Source organism: Streptomyces sp. NPDC006140 (genome assembly GCF_040628815.1).
In the GTDB taxonomy this organism is placed as follows: Bacteria; Actinomycetota; Actinomycetes; order Streptomycetales; family Streptomycetaceae; genus Streptomyces.
In genome coordinates this window covers 25,948-46,489 of record NZ_JBEXTS010000024.1, presented here as the reverse complement: position 1 = coordinate 46,489, position 20,542 = coordinate 25,948, and the positions used below count along the sequence as shown (strand labels likewise).

Sequence of the window (20,542 nt, the reverse complement as noted above, 5' to 3'; positions counted from 1 at the left end):
TTCCGGGAGCTCAGGTCTTCGTCAGCGGGGGTCCCGGCGCGGGCGCGGGCGGGGGCTCCTGCCCGCCCAGGTCCAGCCGGAACGGCGGGTACTGGTCGGTCAGCAGCGCGGCGTAGGCCGTCACGCGGGCCGTCCAGCGGGCGAGGCCGATCAGGAAGTCGAAGAGGTGCCGCGGGTAGCGGGCGGTGAACAGCAGGACGACCACCGCGACGAGGGAGAGGAAGGGCACCACCCCGCCGCCGCGCCAGCCGTCCCTCCCGTCCCAGCCCCAGCCGCCCCCGACGAACAACCCGACGACGATGTACTGCGGGATCGCCAGCAGCCACCACTTCACCAGCACCAGCCCGCGGGACAGCCGCTCCGGGTAGGCGACGTCGAAGCGCGCCGGGTAGTCGGGCACGTCGGCGAGGGTGAACGGCGGGTACCGGTCGGTGCCGAGCGCGGTGTGCGCGTAGTAGCCGACCCGCCAGTTCCAGCGCAGCACGCCGACGCTGAAGTCGAAGAGGGACCGCGGGTACCGGCCGGTGAACAGGATGGCGAAGAAGGCGATCACGGTCACGACGGCGAACGCGATCCACAGGAACAGCAGCACGACGTAGTGCGGAACGGCGAGCAGCCACTTCACCAGCCACATCCACCGGGACAGCCGGGAATCGACGGACGCCTCCAGACGCACGGGCGAAGCGACGGCAGAATTCATGCGGCGGCACTCCTTTCGCCTGCAGAATCGCAGGCGGGGAGAGGCCCCGCGATCCGGGCGGGGCCGTTCGCGCGCCCCGGCCGCCTACGACGGAGCAGCGGCGGCGGTGTCCGGTTCGTCCGGGCCGGGATCGCCGGGGTCCGGTGCCTCCGCCGTCTCGACGAGCTGCTCGCGCACGTAGTTCCAGACCACGGCGATCAGCGCGGCGACGGGTACGGCGAGCAGACTGCCGACGATGCCGGCCAGGCTGCCGCCCAGCGTCACCGCCAGCAGCACGACGGCCGCGTGGAGACCGAGCCCCCGGCTCTGGATCATGGGCTGGAAGACGTTCCCCTCGAGCTGCTGCACCACGACGATGATCGCCAGCACGATCAGCGCGTCCGTGAGGCCGTTGGAGACCAGCGCGATGAGAACCGCGACGAAGCCGGCGAACAGCGCGCCGATGATCGGCACGAACGCGGAGACGAAGGTCAGCACCGCCAGGGGGAGCACCAGCGGGATGCCCAGGATCCACAGGCCCAGCCCGATCAGGACGGCGTCCAGCAGGCCGACGGCCGCCTGGGAACGCACGAAGGACCCCAGCGTGGCCCAGCCGCGCGCGAACACTGCCGGGACGTCCGTGGCGAGCCGGCCGGGCAGCTGACGGGCGAGCCAGGGCAGGAACCGCGGACCGTCCTTGAGGAAGAAGAACATCAGGAACAGGGCCAGGACGGCGGTGACGACGCCGTTCACCACCGTGCTCACGCCCGTGACGACAGCGCCCACCATGCTGCCCAGACCCTCCTGGGCCCGGGCGACCGCGCTGTCGAAGGCCTGGTTGATCTGCGCGTCCCCGATGTTCAGCGGCGGCCCGGCGGCCCACTCGCGCAGCCGCTGGATGCCCTCCACCACACCGTCGGTCAGCTCACCCGACTGGGACGCCACCGGTACCGCGATCAGCGCCACGACGCCCGTGGCGACCAGCAGGAACAGCACGGTCACGGCCGACGCGGCGAGCGCGGGCGGCCACCCGCGCCGCCGCAGGAACCGGGCCACGGGCCAGGTCAGCGTGGTCAGCAGCAGCCCGACGACGAGCGGCCACACCACTGACCACATCCGGCCCAACAGCCACAGCGCCAAGGCCAGTCCGGCGAACACCAGCAGCAACTCGGCGGAGACCCGCGCGGATATCCGCAACGCGGCACGGGATCGGGAGGTACTCAGGGGCGCAGTCACGGGGGCACCCTAGTGGGTCCCCGCGGGCACGGGGCCTACCGGATCCCCGGGCACGCCGACGGTCGTCAGCCCTCGGCCCGGGCCACACCGACCGGGCAGGACACGCCCGTGCCGCCGATGCCGCAGTAGCCCGCCGGGTTCTTGTCCAGGTACTGCTGGTGGTAGCCCTCCGCCGGGTAGAAGGGGCGGCCCTCCGCCGGGACGATCTCCGTGGTGATGGTGCCGTAGCCGGACGACGTGAGGACCTTCTGGTACGACGCGCGGGAGGCCCGGGCGGCGGCTTCCTGCTCGGGGGAGTGGGTGTAGACCGCCGAGCGGTACTGCGTGCCCACGTCGTTGCCCTGGCGGAAGCCCTGGGTGGGATCGTGCGACTCCCAGAACGTCTTCAGAAGGCGGTCGTACGAGATCCGCCGCGGGTCGTGGACGACGCGCACGACCTCGGTGTGGCCGGTCAGGCCCGAGCAGACCTCCTCGTACGTCGGGTGCTCCGTGTGACCGCCCTGGTAGCCGACGAGGGTCGTCCACACACCGGCCGGGAGCTGCCAGAACCGGCGCTCGGCGCCCCAGAAGCAGCCCAGGCCGAAGTCGGCGATCTCCAGGCCCTCGGGGTAGGGGCCGAGCAGCGGGTTGCCGAGGACGGTGTGGCGGCCGGGGACCGTGAACGCCGGCTCCGGGCGGCCGGGCAGCGCCTGCTCGGGGGTCGGCAGCTGGGGCGTACGGCTGTGCAGGAACATGCGTCTCCAATCGGCGTGACACCCGCACCGGGGCGACGCCCCTGCAACATGCGGCGGCCGGGGGGAATTCCGGCCGGGCCGGCACGGCGGGGCGGGAGCCCTTGCGGCGGGGCGGGAGTCCTTGCGGCCGGGGGGGGGGAGCCCTTGAGGATCGCCCGTGCTCAGTGGGGCAGGCTCGCCGGGTTGCCGCCGTTCGCCTCGTAGCCCGCCACCGCCAGCGCCCGGTACACCGCGAACTCCGCCGCCGGGTCGGCCGACAGGGTCCACGGCAGGGCGCCCACGTGGCCGTCGATGCGCACCAGTTGGTTCATGGCCTCCGCCCAGCGCTCGCCGCGGACCAGGAAGAAGACCAGCATGTGCCGCACATGCGCCAGCATCGGGTCGTCGGGACGGGCCGAGTGCACCGCGTGCAGCGCGCCGTGGACCGCCTTGGTGACGACCTCCGACTGCCAGAAGCTGCTGACCAGGGTCACCTCGGGGAGGTGCTCGAACACCGCGAAGAGGGGCATCGCCGCCAGCAGGGAACCCTGCGGTGCCCGGGCCGCCGCGGCCTCCGCGAACGAGTACGCCTGCTCACGCGAGCCGTGCCACTTCTCGCACCAGTAGTGCAGCGCGGCCAGGTGTGCCCCCATGTGGTTCGGGGCGCGGTCCAGGATCTTCAGCCAGAGCTGCTCGAATTCCTTCTGGGAGTAGCCGAGCCCGCGGGCCACCGACAGCTCCACGATGTACGGGATCGGATCGCCGGGGGCCAGCAGCGCCGCGTCGCCGCACGCCGCCTTCGCCTCCTCCATGATGATCCGGAACTCGTCCGTGCCGGGCGTCGCCGTCCGCCACGCCTGCTGCACCAGGAACTCGGCGTGCACCGCCGCGCCGCCCGCGTCCTTGGGCGCCTCGGCCCGCCACACCCGCAGCCACTGCCCGCCCGGCGCCTCGCTCACCCCGCCGGGCCGCCGCGCGAGCTCCAGCGAGGCCGCGCCCGCGAAGGCCTGCACGCGCTGCCAGCGCCGCTCGCCCTCCGACTCCGTACCCGCGAGGAGCTGCTGCGCCGCGCGGTAGTCCTGCGTGCGCTGCACCACGTCCAGGACGTCCAGCAGGTCCTGGTCCGGGCCGGGCATGCGGATGTCGAGCTCCTCCTCGCGGACGAAGCCGTAGTTCGCCGGGTCCGCGGCGTCCGGGTGGTCGGGCGAGACCAGCCCGATCGCACCGCGCCTGCGCCGCAGGAAGGGGAGCAGCACGAAGCCCAGCATGACCAGTGCGATCAGGACCCAGAGAATCTCCATGCATCAAGCGAACCAGACCGCGCCGACAATTGGCCAACCTGATCCGCGAACCTGTGGAAAACCCGGCCGCAGGGCTCCGGCCCGGCTGTGGAAAACCCGTCTCGGAGCCCCGCTCACCTCGTACTCCGGCACTCTTCGCGTCGGCGCACTACCCTCGGTGCCCATGAGCGACAGGCACATCAGTCAGCACTTCGAGACGCTCGCGATCCACGCGGGCAACACCGCCGACCCCCTGACGGGCGCGGTCGTCCCGCCCATCTACCAGGTCTCGACCTACAAGCAGGACGGCGTCGGCGGCCTGCGCGGCGGCTACGAGTACAGCCGCAGCGCCAATCCGACCAGGACCGCGCTGGAGGAGAACCTCGCCGCCCTGGAGGGCGGCCGCCGCGGCCTCGCGTTCGCGTCCGGGCTGGCGGCCGAGGACTGCCTGCTGCGCACGCTGCTCACCCCCGGCGACCACGTGGTCATCCCCAACGACGCCTACGGCGGGACGTTCCGGCTGTTCGCCAAGGTCGTCGCCCGCTGGGGCGTGGAGTGGTCGGTCGCCGACACCAGCGACCCCGCCGCCGTACGGGCCGCCCTCACCCCGAAGACCAAGGTCGTGTGGGTGGAGACCCCGTCCAACCCGCTGCTCGGCATCACCGACATCGCCGCCGTCGCCCAGGTCGCCCGGGACGCGGGCGCCCGCCTCGTCGTCGACAACACCTTCGCCACGCCCTACCTCCAGCAGCCGCTCTCGCTCGGCGCGGACGTCGTCGTGCACTCGCTGACGAAGTACATGGGCGGCCACTCGGACGTCGTCGGCGGCGCCCTGATCACCGACGACGCCGACCTGGGCGAGGAACTGGCCTTCCACCAGAACGCGATGGGCGCGGTCGCCGGGCCCTTCGACTCCTGGCTGGTGCTGCGCGGCACCAAGACCCTCTCCGTGCGCATGGACCGGCACAGCGAGAACGCCACCAAGGTGGCCGACATGCTCACCCGGCACGCGCGCGTGACGAGCGTGCTGTACCCGGGCCTGCCGGAGCACCCCGGCCACGAGGTCGCCGCCAAGCAGATGAGGGCGTTCGGCGGCATGGTCTCGTTCCGTGTGCAGGGCGGCGAGGCGGCGGCCGTCGAGGTCTGCAACCGGGCCAAGGTGTTCACGCTCGGCGAGTCCCTCGGCGGTGTCGAGTCGCTGATCGAGCACCCGGGCCGCATGACCCACGCCTCCGTGGCCGGCTCGGCCCTGGAGGTCCCCGCCGACCTGGTGCGCCTGTCCGTCGGCATCGAGAATGCCGACGACCTGCTGGAGGACCTGCTGCAGGCCCTCGGCTAGCCGGGCCCCGGCCGGGTCACCAGCCGGTGAGGGGTGGGGTCGTGTGGGACGGCGGCTCCACCCAGGGGCGGGCGGTCAGCGCCCACACGGCGAACGCCACGGCCGCCGCGAACAGCAGCAGCCACAGGGCGCGGCGGGCGAGCGTCCGGCGGCGCAGCATGCGGCCGCCGACGCGCACCGCCTCCGCGTGGATCTCGGGCGGCACGGACCGCGGCACCTGCTCCAGCAGTCGCCGCACGGCCGCCTCACGGTCGTTGCCGCTCATGCCCGTCTCCCCTTGTCAGCGGGGGCTTTGGTGGTCCGTCCCCGGCCCGTCAGCGGGGCGTTCGCCGGGTGGCTCATGAGGGCACCGCCTTCGCGGCCGTCACCGCCGGGGCCGGGCCCCGGCGCCGGTGCAGCAGGGTCGTCGTCGCCCGGTGGCAGATCGCCCGTACGCGCTCCGGGGACAGGCCGAGCAGGGCCGCCGTCTGCTCCTCGGCGACGCCCTCGTACAGCCTGAGCACCAGGATCAGCCGCTCCTGCGGGGTGAGCGGGGCCAGCGGAGCGGCGGGGTGGGGGCGCGAGCGGCCGGGACCGCCGTAGTGGTGCCACGCGCCGCGCGCGAAGCGGGTGGCCAGGTACTGCCGGGCGCGGTCGTAGGGATCCTCGCCGCGCAGCCGGTCCCAGTACGCGTACGTGTGAGCCAGCGACAGTGTCAGCAGCCGCCGCGCGCGGGGGTTGTCGCCCGGGGCCTCCGCGGTGAGCAGGGTCGCGGCGTGCAGCAGCCGCCCGGCCGCGCCCGCGACGAACGCCTCGAACTCCCGGGCCCGACGGCTTGCCCGGGACGCCTGCCGTTCTCGCACCGCGCCTCCCGCGTGAGGGCGACCCTGAGGATGCGGGCCCGGCCGTGTACGACGGGACCCGGTCTCATATCAGGCCAGGGGCGGCCCCGGGGTCAAGAGCCGCGCACGGCCGGACCGCCTCGCCACGATCACCCCGTCGCTCGTGAGGCGGTCAGGACGGCGACTGGGCCTCCGGTCCCGGTACTCCCTGCGCCGCCATCCGGGAGGACAGCGCGGTGTTGAAGCGGGTGAGGAGCGAGCAGAACGCCTCGCGCTCCTCCGGCTCCCAGTCGTGGGTCAGCTCGGCCATCAACTGGCGGCGGGACGAGCGCACTTCCTCCAGCCGCGACTGCCCGCGCGGGGACAGCTGGAGCACCACGGCACGCCCGTCCTCGGGGTGCGAGGTCCGCTTGACCAGGCCGGTGTCGACGAGCGGAGCCACCTGCCGGGTGACCGTCGACGAGTCGATGCCCATGCTCGCGGCGAGCGCCTTGACGCCCATCGGACCTTCTTTGTCGAGCCGGTTGAGCAGCAGGTACGCGGCGCGGTCCATGGAGTTGCGCACCTGCCCGACCCCGCCGAGCCGGGTCTGTTCGGCACGGCGGGCGAACAGCGCCACCTCGTGCTGCAGCGTGTCGAGAAGACCGGTGTCACCGACGGTCGTCATGTCCATCGACATTTCAGGTGTTGTGGGCATGGCCGGGGGCTCACTTCGTGGAGGGCTGGCTGATTGGGGGACAGGGTACGCGGCCGGACGGCAGGTCGTACCGGCGCTGCGCAAAGCGGGTCTCGGAGGTTGGTCACAACGGCCGTTCCCACCCGTGAACTGCGATGCTTGAGTCATGAGCTACAGCACGGCTGACTCCTTGCGCCCTGTCACCCTGGACGACGTGCGCGGCGCCCAGAAGATGCTCTCGGGCGTGGCGCGGGTGACCGCGATGGAGAGCAGCAGGCACCTGTCCCAGCTGGTCGGGGCGCCGGTGCACCTCAAGTGCGAGAACCTCCAGCGGACGGGCTCGTTCAAGCTGCGCGGCGCCTATGTCCGCATCGCGGGTCTGCTGCCCGAGGAGCGGGCCGCCGGTGTCGTCGCCGCCAGCGCCGGCAACCACGCGCAGGGTGTCGCCCTGGCGTCGTCGCTGCTCGGCGTGCGTTCCACGGTGTTCATGCCGAAGGGGGCCCCGCTGCCCAAGGTCAGTGCCACCCGTGACTACGGGGCCGAGGTGCGGCTGCACGGCCAGGTCGTCGACGAGACTCTGGCCGCCGCCCAGGAGTACGCGGCCGAGACGGGCGCGGTGTTCATCCACCCCTTCGACCACCCCGACATCATCGCCGGGCAGGGCACGGTGGGTCTGGAGATCCTGGAGCAGTGCCCCGAGGTGCGCACGATCGTGGTCGGCATCGGCGGCGGCGGGCTGGCCGCCGGGATCGCGGTGGCGGTGAAGGCCCTGCGGCCCGACCTCAGGATCGTCGGCGTCCAGGCGACCGGGGCGGCGGCCTACCCGCCCTCGCTGGCGGCGGGGCGGCCGGTGACGGTGGAGAACCCGGCGACGATGGCCGACGGCATCAAGGTGGGCCGGCCCGGCGACGTGCCCTTCGGGATCATCGGCGACCTGGTCGACGAGGTGCGCACGGTCAGCGAGGACGAGCTGTCCGCGGCGCTGCTGCTCTGCCTGGAGCGGGCCAAGCTGGTCGTCGAACCGGCCGGGGCGAGCCCGGTCGCGGCGCTGCTGAGCGCGCCCGGCGCCTTCGAGGGCCCGGTCGTCGCGGTGCTGTCCGGCGGCAACGTCGACCCGGTGCTGATGCAGCGGGTCCTGCGGCACGGCATGGCCGCGCAGGGCCGCTACCTGGCCGTTCGCCTCCGGCTCACCGACCGGCCCGGTGCTCTCGCCACACTTCTGGGTGTGTTGTCAGTGGTCGACGCTAACGTCCTGGATGTGAGCCACGTGCGGACCGACCCACGGCTCGGACTCACGGAGGCGGAGGTCGAGCTGCACCTGGAGACGAAGGGCCCGGCGCACTGCGCCGAGGTGGGCCAGGCGCTGCGCGAGGCGGGTTACACGGTCATGGGCTGACCCGGCTCCCGCGCAGTCCGGCAGCCCGTCAAGATCGCCTTCGTCCCTCGTACCGCACCCGGAGAAACTCGTTGAGAGACGCGATACATCGCGTTATGGTGTGTCTGTGAGAAGGCTCACCGGGCACCTGTCCGGCCATCCCCGAAGACGTGGAGACTTTTATGCCAGGCGCCATTTATGCCGAAGGTCTGGTCAAGACCTTCGGTGACGTAAGGGCCTTGGACGGCGTCGACCTCGACGTGCCCGAGGGCACGGTCCTCGGCCTGCTCGGGCCGAACGGCGCGGGCAAGACGACGACCGTCCGCTGCCTGACCACCCTGCTGCGGCCCGACAGCGGCCGGGCGGTCGTCGCGGGCATCGACGTGCTCAAGCAGCCCGACGCGGTCCGCCGCTCCATCGGCCTGTCCGGCCAGTTCGCAGCGGTCGACGAGTACCTGACCGGCCGCGAGAACCTGCAGATGGTCGGCCAGCTCTACCAGATGAAGGCCAAGGCGGCGAAGGAGCGCGCGGCCGAGCTGCTGGAGCAGTTCCACCTCACGGACGCCGCCGACCGCCCCACCAAGACCTACTCGGGCGGCATGCGCCGCCGCCTCGACCTCGCGGCGGCCCTCGTCGTCTCGCCGCCCGTGATGTTCATGGACGAGCCGACGACCGGCCTCGATCCGCGCAACCGCCAGCAGCTGTGGGAGGTCATCAAGCAACTGGTCTCCGGCGGCACGACACTGCTGCTGACCACCCAGTACCTGGAGGAGGCCGACCACCTGGCGCACGACATCGCGGTGGTCGACCACGGCAAGGTCATCGCCCAGGGCACCTCCGACCAGCTCAAGGCCCGCACCGGCGGCGAGCGCGTCGAGGTCGTGGTGCACGAGCGCGAGCACATCCGGGCCGCCGTCGAGGTGCTCGCCGGCTTCGGCAAGGGCGAGACCACGGTCGAGGAGCACATGCGCAAGCTCACCACACCCGTCGCCGGCGGCGCCAAGCTCCTCGCCGAGGTCATCCGCGAGCTGGACGCCCGGGGCATCGAGATCGACGACATCGGCCTGCGCCGGCCGACCCTCGACGACGTCTTCCTGTCCCTGACGGGACACGTGGCCGAGGTCAAGGACGAGGAGAACGGCAAGGGGGCCGTCCAGTGAGCGCCATCAGCGATTCCGCGGTCATCGCGCGCAGAAACCTGATCCGTATGGGCCGGATCCCCGAGATGATCATCTTCGGGCTGTTCCAGCCGATCATGTTCGTGGTGCTGTTCACCTACGTGTTCGGCGGCTCGATCCAGGTCGGCTCGTCCAACTCGACCCAGGCCTACCGCGAGTTCCTGATGGCCGGCATCTTCGCCCAGACCGTCACGTTCGCCACCGCGGGCGCGGGTGCGGGCATCGCCGACGACATGCACAAGGGCCTCATCGACCGGTTCCGCTCGCTGCCGATGGCGCGTGGCGCGGTGCTGACCGGCCGGACCATCGCCGACCTGGTGCAGACGGCGCTCACCCTCGTCGTCCTGGCGGTCGTCGCGGTGATCGTCGGCTGGCGCACGCACGAGAACCTCGGCAAGGTCCTCGCCGGCTTCGCCCTGCTCCTGCTCTTCGGGTACGCGTTCTCCTGGATCGGCGCGCTCATCGGCCTGTCCGTGCGCACCCCGGAAGCGGCGACCTCGGGCGGCCTGATCTGGCTCTTTCCGCTGACCTTCATCTCGAACGCGTTCGTGGACGCGAACCTGATGCCGTCGTTCCTGCGGCACATCGCGGAGTGGAACCCGTTCAGCGCGGTCGTGCAGGCGTGCCGTGAGCTGTTCGGCAACCTTCCGCCGGGCTTCAAGACACCTGACGCCTGGCCCATGCAGCACCCCGTGTGGGCTTCGCTGATCTGGTCGGTCGTGATCATCGCGGTCTTCCGGACGCTGGCGGTCCGCAAGTACCGCCGGGCGACCGGCTGACGGCACCGGGAGCCGGGACGGTCCGCGACGGCATGACGATGCCCCCGGCGCCGCAGCGGTGCCGGGGGCACGTCGAGGTCCGGATGGGAGGGGCTCAGCCCTCGTACGGCTCGGCCTTCAGGATCTTCACCGTGGCCTTCTTGCCGTTGGGCAGCTCGTACTCCGCGTCCTCGCCGACCTTGTGGCCGATCACGCCGGTGCCCAGCGGGGACTGCGGCGAGTAGGTCTCGATGTCGGCGCTCGCGTACTCGCGCGAGGCGAGCAGGAACGTCAGCGTGTCGTCCTCGTCACCGTCGAACGCGATCGTGACGACCATGCCCGGCGCGACGGCACCGTCCGCCGCGGGCGCCTCGCCGACCTTGGCGTTCTCGAGGAGCTGGGTGAGCTGGCGCACACGGAGCTCCTGCTTGCCCTGCTCCTCCTTGGCCGCGTGGTACCCGCCGTTCTCACGCAGGTCGCCCTCCTCGCGCGCCGCGGCGATCTTCGCGGAGATCTCCGCCCGCGCGGGACCAGTAAGGTACTCAAGCTCAGCCTTGAGCTTGTTGTACGCCTCCTGGGTCAGCCAGGTGACGTTCTCGCTGGTCTGGGTCACAGGTGCTCCTCGTAGGTACTGGGAATACAAAGCATCGCCCTACCCAGAAGAATGTTCCTTCACGGATGGGCGAAACCACGAGCCTAACAATTCAGGGGCCCAAGGGGGAGGACATAAGCCACCAGATTCACGTCAACGCAGGTCAGGCGCTACGTATTCCAGGTGACGTCCGGTTGTCGTCAGTCGGCGTGGCAGCCCAGCAGCTCGGCCGTGGTGCCCTCGGAGGTGGTGCGGAGCGTGACGACCTTGTCGATGCGGGTGGCGTCCCCGGTGAAGCGGAAGTCGGCCCGGCCCACCTCGGCGCCGTCCTCGGCCTGGGAGCGCACGGTGCAGTAGCCGTCGGTGCCGGAGTCCTTGCGGACCTCCAGGTGCACCCGCACTGAGTCCTTGCCGGGCTCGAAGCTGATCACCTCGGCGCTGATCTTGCTCTGGGCGACGTAGTGGTAGCCGAACCAGCCGAGGAGCCCCAGCAGGGCCACCGCGAGGACGGCGCCGACGGCCTTGAGCTTGCGGTCGGCGCGCTCGTCCGAGGAACGGCCGTAGCGGCCCTCGGGCAGTCGCGTGCTCGCCGTACTCATGATCGTCCTCCAGACAGGGCCGGGACGGACGTCCCGGCAGGGGCCCCGGGACGTGGTCCCGGAATTATTCGCCCCCCGATTCGGTCACTATAGAAGCCGCTGATTGCGCCGAGGCACACAGGGCGCCGACTTACTGAGGATTGAGTCTTGACTGACCAGTTGCGACTGATGGCCGTGCACGCCCACCCCGACGACGAGTCGAGCAAGGGCGCGGCGACCATGGCGAAGTACGTGTCCGAGGGGGTGGACGTGCTGGTCGTGACCTGCACGGGCGGGGAGCGCGGCTCCATCCTCAACCCGAAGCTGCAGGGCGACAAGTACATCGAGGAGCACATCCACGAGGTACGCAAGAAGGAGATGGACGAGGCCCGCGAGATCCTCGGGGTCAAGCAGGAGTGGCTCGGCTTCGTCGACTCGGGCCTGCCCGAGGGCGACCCGCTGCCGCCGCTGCCGGAGGGCTGCTTCGCCCTGGAGGACGTCGACCACGCCGCCGGTGAGCTGGTGCGGAAGATCCGCTCCTTCCGTCCCCAGGTGATCACCACCTACGACGAGAACGGCGGCTACCCGCACCCCGACCACATCATGACCCACAAGATCTCGATGGTGGCGTTCGAGGGGGCGGCGGACACCGAGAAGTACCCCGAGGCCGAGTACGGCCCCGCCTACCAGCCGCAGAAGCTCTACTACAACCAGGGCTTCAACCGCCCGCGCACCGAGGCCCTGCACCAGGCGATGCTCGACCGCGGCCTGGAGTCCCCCTACGGGGAGTGGCTCAAGCGCTGGGACGAGTTCGGGATGAAGGAGCGCACGCTCACCACGCACGTCCCCTGCGGCGACTTCTACGAGATCCGCGACAAGGCGCTGATCGCGCACGCCACGCAGATCGACCCCGACGGCGGCTGGTTCAAGGTCCCGATGGACATCCAGAAGGAGGTCTGGCCGACGGAGGAGTACGAGCTGGCGAAGTCCCTCGTCGATACCTCCCTCCCCGAGGACGACCTCTTCGCGGGCGTCCGCGACAATGCCTGACATGAGCGCAAGCGCAAGCCTGGCAATGACGCACCTCGTCTCCTTCGCCAAGGAGGTCGACGAGGACAAGGTCACCCCCGGCGTCCTCGGCTTCATCGTCTTCGCGGCGATGGCCCTGGCGGTGTGGGCCCTGATGAAGTCCATGAGCCGGCACATGAGCAGGGTCGACTTCACCCAGGCCCCGGACCCGGAGGCCGAGCGGGCGGAGGCGGAACCCGCGGACGCCAAGGCTTCCGGCCAGGGCGAGAAGCAGGACGCGGGGGCGTCCTCCGGCCAAGGCGAGAAGCAGGGCTGACCGCCCCTGCCCCGGGTGTGACACCCGTCGGTGGCCCGTCCGCCGCCGACGGGGTGCCCCCTGTGCCTCAGGGCTGCCTCAGACCTGCTCCTTCGGCTCCACCGCCACCCCCATCACCTCCCGTGCGTGCCGGCTCGGCGTCATGCCCAGTCGCCAGGCCTGCCAGCCCGCCTCCAGGCTCACGCCGCGTTCCAGCAGCAGGGCCCAGGCGTCGGCGTACTCGTCGAGTTTGTCGTCGCGCAGGGGGTGGCCGGCGCGGGACAGCTGGGCCAGTTCCTCCTGGGCCACGGCCGTGCCGACCTCCACGCCGCCCGGGGCCGCGTAGGGCAGGAGGGTGCAGCGCAGGAAGCGGGCCCAGTCCTCGCCCCGGCGGTCGCCGTAGGACGTGAAGAGGGCGGCGGCCTCGTCGCACAGGGCCAGGGCCTGCTGGGCGCGCGCGTTGCCCGCGTCCACGACCGCCAGTTCCAGGCAGGTCCAGGCCTCGCCGTGGGCGACGCCGATGCGCTGGAAGTCGGCGCGGGCGTCGACCAGGAGCTGGCGAGCGAAGCCGGAGTTGCGCAGCGAGCCCGTCTGGGCCGCCCGCTGGTCGCGGGTCACGCGGGCCGAGTGGTGGCGGGCGCAGGCCAGGCCGTAGACGTCCCGCATGCGCGAGAACATCGTGCGCGAGCGTTCCAGTTCGCGGACCGCCTGGTCCAGGGTGCCCGTCTCCTCCAGGGCCTGACCGAGGTAGTAGAGGGTCCACGCCTCGCCGCGCGCGTCCTCGTTGTCGCGGTGCCGGGCCGCCGCGCCGCGCAGCTCCTCCACGGCCGGGGACGCGTCGCCGGCGACCAGCCGGGCCCGGGCCAGCTGGGTCAGGGCCCAGGCCTCGCCGCGGGCGTCGCGGGTGCGGCCGTACAGGTCGAGGGCCGCGCGCAGCTCGGACTCGGCACGCGGGACGTCGCCCATGCGCAGACCGAGCTGGCCGAGCTGGAAGTGCGCCCAGGCCTGGCCGTGCACGGACTCGCCCGCGCGGTGCAGGACCAGCGACTCGGTCAGCAGGTCCAGCGCCTCCGCCAGCCGGGCCCGGTCGCGTTCCACCGCCGCGAGGGCGTGCATCGTCCACGCCCGGTCCGTGGTCAGCGCGGGCGAGGACTGCAAGGCCAGGGCCTCGCGGAGCTTCGCCGACGCCTCCGTCAGGTTGCCCTGGTGGTGCAGGGTGATGCCGAGGGAGCACAGGGCGCGGGCGGCACCCGCGTCGTGATGGGCCTCCCGGTAGAGGTCGACGACCGAGGCGAGGGTCGTCCGGGCCTTGTCGAGTTCGCCGAGCTGCCGGGCCGCGATGCCGGTGCGCCACTGCACCGACCGGACCAGCAGCCCCTCGTCCACCGCCTGGGCGAGTTCGCTGATCTCGCCCAGGCGGTAGAGGTCGCCGCGCAGCAGGCAGTAGTCGCACAGGGCGCCCAGCAGGTTCAGCACCGCCGCCTGGTTCACGCCCTCGGCGTGCCGCAGCGCCGCCGTGATGAAGCTCGACTCGTCGTCCAGCCAGCGCAGCGCCTCGTCCAGGGAGGTGAAGCCGTACGGGCTGAAGCGGTTGGTGCGGGTCGACATGTTGCCGTCGACCATGCGCAGCACGGAGTCGGCCAGCTCGGCGTAGTTCACGATCAGCCGCTCCTGTGCCGCCGTGCGCTCGGCCGGTTCCTCCTCGTCGAGGAGGCGGGCCTGGGCGAAGGCACGGACCAGGTCGTGCAGCCGGTAGCGGTTGCCCCGGACGTGGTCGATCAGCCCGGCGCGGGTCAGCGCCTCCAGGTGGCGGGTCGCCTCCGCCTCGTCGGTGGCCAGCAGCGCGGCGGCCGCGGCGACGCCCAGCGAGGCCCGGCCGGCCAGGGCCAGCCGGCGCAGCAGCCGCCGTACGGTCTCCGACTGGTCGGTGTAGCGCAGCCACAGGGCGCGCTCGACCGGCTCGACCGGGCCGTACGCGCCGAGGTCCGTGGCCAGGGCGCGCGGGGAGCGCGGCCCGAGACAGGAGCCGGCGATGCGCAGCGCCAGCGGCAGCCCGCCGCACAGCTCCCGCACCTGGTCGGCGGACTCGGCGTCGTACGGCCCGGAACGGTCCTGCGCCGCCGCGCCCAGCAGCTCCTCCGCACCGGCCGCGTCCAGCGGCTCCACCGCCAGCTGGTGCACCCGCGCGGGCAGGCCGCCCAGGTCCAGCGGCCCCCGCGCGGTCACCAGCACCAGGCTGTCGGAGCGCTCCGGGACCAGGGCGCGGATCTGGCCGGCGTCCGAGGCGTCGTCGAGGACGACCGTGACCGGCAGGCCGGTCAGATGCTGGTGGTACAGCTCGCTGAGCCGTTTGACCTGCTGGTCGGGGGAGGAGCGCTCGCGGAACAGCAGTTGCTCGCGGGGCGCGCCGAGCCGGTTGAGCAGGTGCAGCAGGGCGTCGCGGGTGGACAGCGGGTTCCCGGCCGGGCCCTCGGCGCGCAGGTCGACGACGCAGGCGCCGCGGAAGTAGTCCTTCAGATCGTGCGTGGCGTGCACCGCGAGGGTGGTGCGGCCGCTGCCGGGCGTGCCGTGCAGCACGACCACGGTCGGCTGGGTCTCCGTGCTCGCCCGGGCCGCCTGCACCCACTGCCGGATCTGCGCCAGCTCCTGCCGCCGCCCGGCGAACGGCCGCGCCGGTTCCGGCAGTTGCGCGAAGGACTGCTCCAGCACGTTGCGTCCGCGCGCCGCCGCGCTCTTGTCGGCGCCCCGCAGCCGCGGCCCGGTCTTCTTCGGAGCGGTGGACGCGGCGAGCAGCCGCTGCTGGTCCAGGAACGGACGGATGCCCCGCACCTCCAGTGCCGTCAGCCACTGCAGCCGCAGCTGCTCCGGTCCGCCCGGCTGGCTCACGGCCCCGGCGCGGTGGTGCGCGGCCGGCAGATGGGAGCCGACCACCTTCACGACCGTCGCGGCGGCGCCCACGACACCGACGGCCACGCCCGCGCCGAGCGCCGTGCCGGTGTCCGTGCCGAGGGCCATGTCGGCGACGACGGCAGCGACGGCCGCGACCCCCGCCACCAGCAGCGGTGTCCCGGCGCCCTCCCGGGCGTAGCGCTGCCCGAAGGTGAGCTGCCCGGCCGCCGCCTCGTCCAGGGCGCGCGTGTAGGCCTCGTACTCCTCGGCCGCGCTCTGCGCCATCGAGTCGAGCGCCCCGCGCGCCCGCGCGAGAAGCACCTTCCCGTCGCTGCGCCCGCCCGAGCGGCGCACCTCCTCCTCCACGGCCCGTACCAACAGCCGCTCGGCCTCCGCCCGATGACTGTCCCGCATGTCACGTCCCCCTCCGGCGGCAACGGCGATCCTCGGTGGTCCCTCGGTCGTCCCTCGCTCGTTGTCTCGGTCGTGTTCTGGTCAAGTGTGCTGCGGACGGCGCATCGGGGCGAGGGGGCGTGCCCGGACCGATTGTGTGAAGAGGAGGGCGGGTCGGTCTGCGGCGCGCGCGGCGGACGTGCGTCCCGCGAGGGGTCCTCGCACCGCGTCTCACCGTGCTGCCGGGCCCGCGCCCTTCGGGTGGCGAGGGGGAGCACGGTAGATTGGGGCCGGCCGGCTCTGGCTCAACGGTGTGTCGTGTGCGGTCCGTGAGTAGATGTCATGACACACAGGGGTACAGGTGTTCAGCACATTATTCCGGCGCGGTGGGGGAAGGTTCCCGGGCCTGGGCGACGATCGGCGACGGGACGCGGAGCTGAGATCGCACAGCCGCCGGCTGATACGGGAACTCGCGCCTCCGCTGCCGCTGGGCGTCACCAAGCTGTGCGAGTTGCTGGCCGAGCAGCGCGGTACGCCGATCAGACTGCTGGAGTGGGACCTGCCGGCCGACGGCCCCTTCGGCGTCCTGCTCTCCCGCCAGGACGAGGACGTCATCGTCTACCAGGCGAAGACCACCAAGGCGCATCAGGAGCACATCATCCTGCACGAGGTCGGGCACATCGTCGCCTACGACCTGGCGGGGGAGCGGCCGGAGCAGCCGCAGTTGCGCAACTGCTACTCCGACCGGGACGAGAGGGACGCGGAGATCGTCGCGTCCACGCTCATGCACCAGGCGATGGCGGCGCAGCGGCAGGCGCGGCGCCACGGGCTCGACGAGCCGTGGCGGCCCTCCGTCTACGGCAGCCTCGTCTTCGAGAACGGGCTCACGTGAACTCCGGGCCGCCGCCCGGTGCTTCGCGGCCGGGCGGCCGGCCGAAGGACAAGGCGGCGGCCCCCTGGGGGACCAGAAGGCCCAGGGAGCCGGAGGCCCAGGGAGCCGGAGGCCTGAGGAGCCGGAGGTCTAGGGGACCAACACCAGCTTGCCGCGGAAACCGCCGCGCTCCAGGCGCCGGTGGGCCTCGGCCGCCTCCTCGAAGGGGAGCACGGTGGTCTCCTGGCGCGGGCCGTCCCCCCGGGCCGCGGTCTCGGCCACGTCGGCCAGGTCGTCCCCGTCCAGTTCCACGCCGATGAGGGTGTACGCCACGTCGGGCCGCACGGCCGGGTCCGGGGCGCTGAACGGGGTGATGGTGAGGAAGGCGCCCCGCGGGCGCACGGCCTCGAACAGGCCGGGCGCGCCGCCGGCGTCGATGACGATGTCGTAGGCCCCGGCCTCCACCTGCGCGGGGTCGGTGAGCACCGCGCCGTCGGCCGGGCACCCGGCCCGCCGCTCCTGCCATGCGGAGCGGTCGGCGGGTCGGACGAGCAGGTCGGTGCGGGCCGACGCCTCGTCGAGCAGGCGGGCCGCGAGGTGCGCGCCGACGCCCCCTGGGCGCCGATCAGCAGGATCCGCTTGCCTCGGCGGTCCGGGGTCCGGCGCAGCAACTGCACCGCGGTCACACCCGCGAGCGGCAGGGCGGCGGCGTCCGTGAGGGCCATGCCCTGCGGCACCCGCGCCACGTACTTCGGGTCGAAGGACACGTACTCGGCCATGCTGCCCACGCCGGTGCCCAGTTGCGCGGTCATCGCCAGGACGCGGTCACCGGCGCGGAAGCCGGAGCCCGCCGGGGCGTGCGCGACGGTGCCCGCCAGGTCCCAGCCGAGCACGGCGGGCAGTGAGGTGGGGATCAGGCCCGAACGGGTCGCCAGGTCCACCGGGTTGACGGCCGCGGCGGCTGTCCTGATCACCAGGTTTTCCGCGGGCTCCGGGTCGGGCACCTCCTGGACTTCCAGGACCTCGGGTCCGCCGGTCCGGGTGAGGCGGACGGCCTTCACGCGTCTCCCTCCTCAGGGGACTTCGCCTCGGGGGAGGACTTCGCGGACTTCTTCGGGTCGTCCAGCACGTCCATGATCGACAGCAGTTGCTCGCGCATGGCCGGGGTGAGCTGGCCGGCGCGCATGGCGATGGAGCGCACCTGCCGGTCGGAGAGCGCTTCGGCCCACTCGTCCTTCTCCTCCTGGACGGGGGCGGGCGGGTCCTCCGAGATGAGCGCGCTCACCGACACCGGCAGCGTCATCTCCCGGGACTGGAAATACCGCACGATCGCCGAGAGCACGCTGACCGTCGGGTTGGTCTGCGAGCCGTTGCGCAACGCCGTCAGATAGCTCCGGGAGATCGTGACGTCGTGGCTCGGGTCCTGCGAGATCGCCTGGGCGACTTCGGAGGTTGTCGGTTCACGCAGCCGGCCCACGGCATCAGCCGTGGCGGCATCCGCGAACCAGGCATTCAGGCGTTCTGCCAGCGTGGCCATGCGGTCGACCTTCCAGGGGGGTTCCGGCGACTCAGGGTGGCGGCGGTGAGGCGCGGTGCGGCTCAGCCCGGCGGATGCGCGCTGCGTTTGTCCCCCGTGCGTCGACAGCGTCGTCTCCGTGCCCATCAGCTTAGCACGAATGTTACATGTGGCGGTTCTGCTGCTACTATATTCGACACAACGCTGCTCAAGAGGTCACCCGTGCAGTGATGTGGCATCGATTTTGGAGGGGACATGCATAGCGGTACTCAGTTCACCCAGGGGCTCCGCCTGGCCATGGACAACGGCCCGGCCTGGACGGTCGAGGCCGTGCGCCAGGTGCGGTACCACGTCGTCAGCTCCGACCACCTCTTCTCGCCGGACAACACCACGCTGCTGACGGGCTGCCCGGACGCCCCGCTGCGGGCCGGAGAGCGGCGGCTCGTCGTCATCGACGAGAACGTGGACGCGCTCTACGGCGCGCGGATCCGCGCGTTCTTCGACCACCACGACATCGCGGTCACGGTGCTCGCCCTGCGCGCCGACGAGACCGTGAAGCAGTTCGACGCCGTCTCCCGGGTCGTCGACGCCATGAACGACTTCGGCATCGACCGCCGCCGCGAGCCGGTCATCGCCATCGGCGGCGGGGTGCTCACCGACATCGTCGGATTCGCGGCGAGCCTCTACCGGCGCGGAACCCCGTACATCCGCATCCCCACGACGCTGATCGGCCTCGTCGACGCGGGAGTCGGCGTCAAGACCGGCGTCAACTACGACACCGGGAAGAACCGGCTGGGGACCTACGCGGCCGCCACGGCCACCTTCCTCGACCGCTCGTTCCTGCGCAGCCTGGACCTGCGGCACATCAGCAACGGCCTGGCCGAGATCCTGAAGATGGCGCTGATCCGCTCCGAGGAACTGTTCGAACTGCTGGAGAGGTCCGGCCCCGAGGTGCGCGCGGACCGCTTCCAGGGCTCCACCGGCGAACTCGCCCGGGCCGCCGACGCGATCGTCGCCGAGTCCATCCACCTCATGCTCGAAGAGCTGCAGCCCAACCTGTGGGAGTCCGCGCTGGAGCGCTGCGTGGACTACGGGCACACCTTCAGCCCCACCATCGAGATGCACGCCCTCCCGGAGCTGCTGCACGGCGAGGCCGTCGTGATCGACATGGCGCTCACCACGGCGCTGGGTCTCCTGCGCGGCGACGTCGGCCAGGAGCAGGCCGACCGGATCTTCTCCGTCATCCGCGCGCTCGGACTGCCGCTGTGGAACGACGTGCTGGACGACCCGAGCCTGCTGGAGGCGGCGCTGCGCGACACCGTGCGCCACCGCGACGGCCGGCAGCGGCTGCCGTTGCCGGTCGGCATCGGGCGCCACCGCTTCGTCAACGACGTCGAACCCGCCGAACTGCGCGCGGCGGCACAGCTGCTGCGCCGCCGCGCCGAGGACATGACGCAGGACGCCCCGGCCCAGGCCCTGGTGAGCGCATGAGTGCCGCCCCGGAGCGCATGCCCGAGCGTGCGGTGGTCATCGGCGGCTCGACCGGGATCGGGCGGGGCGTCGCCGACGCCTGGGCCGCCGCCGGCATCGAGACCCACGTCTTCAGCCGCAGCCGGCCCGCCGGCCAGGGCAGTGACCGGCTGCTCTGGCACCGGCTCGACTTCCGCGACCCGGAGCAGGCCGAGGAGGCGCTGCGGGCCGGCATCCCGGAGCGGACGGACCTGGCCTGCTACTCCGCCGTCTACTTCACCTCCCGGCGTGAGCCGTTCACGCAGGTGAGCGAGGCCGACTGGCTGGACCAGTTCGCGGTCAACGTGCACGGTCTGGCGTGGACGCTGCGTGCGGCGCTGCCCAAGCTGCGCGCGGCCGCCCCCGGGATGTTCCTGCACATCTCGTCCGAGGTCGTCTACAACGCCGGGCCGAACCGCTCGGGCTACGCCGCCACCAAGGCCGCCGCCGACTCCCTGATCCGCTCGGTGTCGCAGGAGATCGACCCGGCCGAGACGACGTTCGTGCAGGCCCTGCCCGCCGGCATGGTCGACAGCCCCGGCATCCGGGCCCGCCGGTCCGCGGACTTCGACTACAGCGGCTACATGTCCCCGGCCGCCTTCGCACCGCTGGCCGTCGAACTCGCCCGCACCCGCGGGGTGCCGCACGCCGGGGAAGCGCTCGTCGTGCACGAGGACACCAGCTGGACGTCCGTCGCGGACGACCTCCCCGTGTCCCAGTCGCGCCCGCTCGCCGGCGCCCGGCCGTAGCCGGCCACCCGGCCGTGGCCGGTCATCCGTACGTCACCGGTCCGTCCGCGGACCCTTTCCCAGGAG

General features: G+C 72.2%; 21 protein-coding genes and 1 pseudogene. 9 read left to right on the top strand and 13 right to left on the bottom strand.

Features of this window, described 5'->3' with window-relative positions:
• Nucleotides 1-10: 10 nt before the first annotated feature.
• The 4 genes from ABZ386_RS38890 to ABZ386_RS38875 all read right to left on the bottom strand — a co-directional run bounded on the left by ABZ386_RS38890 (nt 11) and on the right by ABZ386_RS38875 (nt 3,929).
• Nucleotides 11-700 (bottom strand): DUF4389 domain-containing protein, encoded by a 690-nt coding sequence (locus tag ABZ386_RS38890; RefSeq protein WP_358968264.1) that lies wholly within the window; start codon nt 698-700, stop codon nt 11-13.
• Between the two features lie 84 nt (nt 701-784).
• Complete coding sequence (locus tag ABZ386_RS38885) at nt 785-1,915, bottom strand: AI-2E family transporter (RefSeq protein WP_356618462.1); 1,131 nt, start codon at nt 1,913-1,915, stop codon at nt 785-787.
• A 65-nt stretch (nt 1,916-1,980) separates the two neighbouring features.
• Nucleotides 1,981-2,649, bottom strand: a complete 669-nt coding sequence (msrA, locus tag ABZ386_RS38880; protein ID WP_351347195.1) for a peptide-methionine (S)-S-oxide reductase MsrA — start codon at nt 2,647-2,649, stop codon at nt 1,981-1,983.
• Nucleotides 2,650-2,810: 161 nt separating this feature from the next.
• Nucleotides 2,811-3,929 (bottom strand): hypothetical protein, encoded by a 1,119-nt coding sequence (locus tag ABZ386_RS38875; protein WP_351347193.1) that lies wholly within the window; start codon nt 3,927-3,929, stop codon nt 2,811-2,813.
• Between the two features lie 163 nt (nt 3,930-4,092).
• Here ABZ386_RS38875 and ABZ386_RS38870 point away from each other — a divergent pair, with 163 nt between their 5' ends.
• A complete protein-coding gene (locus ABZ386_RS38870) occupies nt 4,093-5,247 on the top strand; it encodes a cystathionine gamma-synthase (RefSeq protein ID WP_358968261.1) in 1,155 nt (384 codons plus the stop codon).
• A gap of 16 nt (nt 5,248-5,263) precedes the next feature.
• Here ABZ386_RS38870 and ABZ386_RS38865 read toward each other — a convergent pair whose 3' ends face one another.
• The 3 genes from ABZ386_RS38865 to ABZ386_RS38855 all read right to left on the bottom strand — a co-directional run bounded on the left by ABZ386_RS38865 (nt 5,264) and on the right by ABZ386_RS38855 (nt 6,747).
• The gene (locus tag ABZ386_RS38865) at nt 5,264-5,512 is read right to left on the bottom strand and encodes a hypothetical protein (RefSeq protein WP_351347189.1); all 249 of its coding nucleotides are present in this window, start codon (nt 5,510-5,512) and stop codon (nt 5,264-5,266) included.
• Between the two features lie 73 nt (nt 5,513-5,585).
• Nucleotides 5,586-6,089, bottom strand: coding sequence for a sigma factor-like helix-turn-helix DNA-binding protein (locus ABZ386_RS38860; RefSeq protein WP_358968258.1), 504 nt, complete (start codon nt 6,087-6,089; stop codon nt 5,586-5,588).
• A 151-nt stretch (nt 6,090-6,240) separates the two neighbouring features.
• On the bottom strand, nt 6,241-6,747 hold the full coding sequence (locus ABZ386_RS38855) for a MarR family transcriptional regulator (protein ID WP_114254973.1): 507 nt from the start codon (nt 6,745-6,747) through the stop codon (nt 6,241-6,243).
• Nucleotides 6,748-6,910: 163 nt separating this feature from the next.
• On the opposite strand from ABZ386_RS38855, the gene ilvA reads away from it, so the two are divergent.
• The 3 genes from ilvA (at nt 6,911) to ABZ386_RS38840 (ending at nt 10,076) form a co-directional block, all read left to right on the top strand.
• Complete coding sequence (ilvA, locus tag ABZ386_RS38850) at nt 6,911-8,140, top strand: threonine ammonia-lyase (protein ID WP_114254974.1); 1,230 nt, start codon at nt 6,911-6,913, stop codon at nt 8,138-8,140.
• Nucleotides 8,141-8,301: 161 nt separating this feature from the next.
• The gene (locus ABZ386_RS38845; protein ID WP_355720860.1) at nt 8,302-9,279 is read left to right on the top strand and encodes an ATP-binding cassette domain-containing protein; all 978 of its coding nucleotides are present in this window, start codon (nt 8,302-8,304) and stop codon (nt 9,277-9,279) included.
• Between the two features lie 47 nt (nt 9,280-9,326).
• Entirely contained in the window at nt 9,327-10,076 is a 750-nt protein-coding gene (locus ABZ386_RS38840) for an ABC transporter permease (RefSeq protein ID WP_232840783.1), read from the top strand.
• 94 nt (nt 10,077-10,170) lie between these two features.
• Here ABZ386_RS38840 and greA read toward each other — a convergent pair whose 3' ends face one another.
• Both greA and ABZ386_RS38830 read right to left on the bottom strand, forming a co-directional pair.
• Nucleotides 10,171-10,668 carry a transcription elongation factor GreA gene (gene greA / locus ABZ386_RS38835; RefSeq protein WP_351347182.1) on the bottom strand — a complete coding sequence of 166 codons (498 nt, stop codon included), beginning with the start codon at nt 10,666-10,668 and terminating at the stop codon, nt 10,171-10,173.
• A gap of 179 nt (nt 10,669-10,847) precedes the next feature.
• Complete coding sequence (locus tag ABZ386_RS38830) at nt 10,848-11,246, bottom strand: DUF4307 domain-containing protein (protein WP_114254978.1); 399 nt, start codon at nt 11,244-11,246, stop codon at nt 10,848-10,850.
• 147 nt (nt 11,247-11,393) lie between these two features.
• Here ABZ386_RS38830 and mca point away from each other — a divergent pair, with 147 nt between their 5' ends.
• Both mca and ABZ386_RS38820 read left to right on the top strand, forming a co-directional pair.
• Complete coding sequence (gene mca / locus ABZ386_RS38825) at nt 11,394-12,275, top strand: mycothiol conjugate amidase Mca (protein WP_351347179.1); 882 nt, start codon at nt 11,394-11,396, stop codon at nt 12,273-12,275.
• Nucleotides 12,268-12,570, top strand: a complete 303-nt coding sequence (locus tag ABZ386_RS38820; protein ID WP_358968255.1) for a hypothetical protein — start codon at nt 12,268-12,270, stop codon at nt 12,568-12,570. Before mca ends, ABZ386_RS38820 begins: the two co-directional genes overlap by 8 nt.
• A gap of 78 nt (nt 12,571-12,648) precedes the next feature.
• On the opposite strand, the gene ABZ386_RS38815 is transcribed toward ABZ386_RS38820, so the two are convergent.
• A complete protein-coding gene (locus tag ABZ386_RS38815; protein WP_358968252.1) occupies nt 12,649-15,852 on the bottom strand; it encodes a tetratricopeptide repeat protein in 3,204 nt (1,067 codons plus the stop codon).
• A gap of 340 nt (nt 15,853-16,192) precedes the next feature.
• Between ABZ386_RS38815 and ABZ386_RS38810 the strand changes: the two genes are divergently transcribed.
• Nucleotides 16,193-16,723 carry a hypothetical protein gene (locus ABZ386_RS38810; protein WP_355726830.1) on the top strand — a complete coding sequence of 177 codons (531 nt, stop codon included), beginning with the start codon at nt 16,193-16,195 and terminating at the stop codon, nt 16,721-16,723.
• A 129-nt stretch (nt 16,724-16,852) separates the two neighbouring features.
• Here ABZ386_RS38810 and ABZ386_RS38805 read toward each other — a convergent pair whose 3' ends face one another.
• The 3 genes and pseudogenes from ABZ386_RS38805 to ABZ386_RS38795 all read right to left on the bottom strand — a co-directional run bounded on the left by ABZ386_RS38805 (nt 16,853) and on the right by ABZ386_RS38795 (nt 18,239).
• Nucleotides 16,853-17,188, bottom strand: a complete 336-nt coding sequence (locus tag ABZ386_RS38805) for a zinc-binding dehydrogenase (protein WP_358968250.1) — start codon at nt 17,186-17,188, stop codon at nt 16,853-16,855.
• Nucleotides 17,189-17,520: 332 nt separating this feature from the next.
• Nucleotides 17,521-17,676, bottom strand: a pseudogene (locus ABZ386_RS38800) (alcohol dehydrogenase catalytic domain-containing protein); the annotation flags it as partial.
• Between the two features lie 83 nt (nt 17,677-17,759).
• Nucleotides 17,760-18,239, bottom strand: a complete 480-nt coding sequence (locus ABZ386_RS38795) for a hypothetical protein (RefSeq protein ID WP_351347169.1) — start codon at nt 18,237-18,239, stop codon at nt 17,760-17,762.
• Between the two features lie 234 nt (nt 18,240-18,473).
• Between ABZ386_RS38795 and ABZ386_RS38790 the strand changes: the two genes are divergently transcribed.
• Together ABZ386_RS38790 and ABZ386_RS38785 are read left to right on the top strand one after the other, a co-directional pair.
• On the top strand, nt 18,474-19,709 hold the full coding sequence (locus ABZ386_RS38790; RefSeq protein WP_358968247.1) for a sedoheptulose 7-phosphate cyclase: 1,236 nt from the start codon (nt 18,474-18,476) through the stop codon (nt 19,707-19,709).
• Complete coding sequence (locus ABZ386_RS38785) at nt 19,706-20,476, top strand: SDR family oxidoreductase (RefSeq protein ID WP_356670422.1); 771 nt, start codon at nt 19,706-19,708, stop codon at nt 20,474-20,476. The genes ABZ386_RS38790 and ABZ386_RS38785 overlap by 4 nt, the downstream gene beginning before the upstream one ends.
• Nucleotides 20,477-20,542 lie beyond the last annotated feature (66 nt).

Coding starts and splice junctions, on each gene's coding strand:
- ABZ386_RS38890 (WP_358968264.1), bottom strand. CDS start 700: ATGAATTCTGCCGTCGCTTCGCCCGTGCGTCTGGAGGCGTCCGTCGAT.
- msrA (WP_351347195.1), bottom strand. CDS start 2,649: ATGTTCCTGCACAGCCGTACGCCCCAGCTGCCGACCCCCGAGCAGGCG.
- ABZ386_RS38875 (WP_351347193.1), bottom strand. CDS start 3,929: ATGGAGATTCTCTGGGTCCTGATCGCACTGGTCATGCTGGGCTTCGTG.
- ABZ386_RS38870 (WP_358968261.1), top strand. CDS start 4,093: ATGAGCGACAGGCACATCAGTCAGCACTTCGAGACGCTCGCGATCCAC.
- ABZ386_RS38865 (WP_351347189.1), bottom strand. CDS start 5,512: ATGAGCGGCAACGACCGTGAGGCGGCCGTGCGGCGACTGCTGGAGCAG.
- ABZ386_RS38855 (WP_114254973.1), bottom strand. CDS start 6,747: ATGTCGATGGACATGACGACCGTCGGTGACACCGGTCTTCTCGACACG.
- ilvA (WP_114254974.1), top strand. CDS start 6,911: ATGAGCTACAGCACGGCTGACTCCTTGCGCCCTGTCACCCTGGACGAC.
- ABZ386_RS38845 (WP_355720860.1), top strand. CDS start 8,302: ATGCCAGGCGCCATTTATGCCGAAGGTCTGGTCAAGACCTTCGGTGAC.
- ABZ386_RS38840 (WP_232840783.1), top strand. CDS start 9,327: ATGGGCCGGATCCCCGAGATGATCATCTTCGGGCTGTTCCAGCCGATC.
- ABZ386_RS38830 (WP_114254978.1), bottom strand. CDS start 11,246: ATGAGTACGGCGAGCACGCGACTGCCCGAGGGCCGCTACGGCCGTTCC.
- ABZ386_RS38820 (WP_358968255.1), top strand. CDS start 12,268: ATGCCTGACATGAGCGCAAGCGCAAGCCTGGCAATGACGCACCTCGTC.
- ABZ386_RS38815 (WP_358968252.1), bottom strand. CDS start 15,852: ATGCGGGACAGTCATCGGGCGGAGGCCGAGCGGCTGTTGGTACGGGCC.
- ABZ386_RS38795 (WP_351347169.1), bottom strand. CDS start 18,239: ATGGCCACGCTGGCAGAACGCCTGAATGCCTGGTTCGCGGATGCCGCC.
- ABZ386_RS38790 (WP_358968247.1), top strand. CDS start 18,474: ATGCATAGCGGTACTCAGTTCACCCAGGGGCTCCGCCTGGCCATGGAC.
- ABZ386_RS38785 (WP_356670422.1), top strand. CDS start 19,706: ATGAGTGCCGCCCCGGAGCGCATGCCCGAGCGTGCGGTGGTCATCGGC.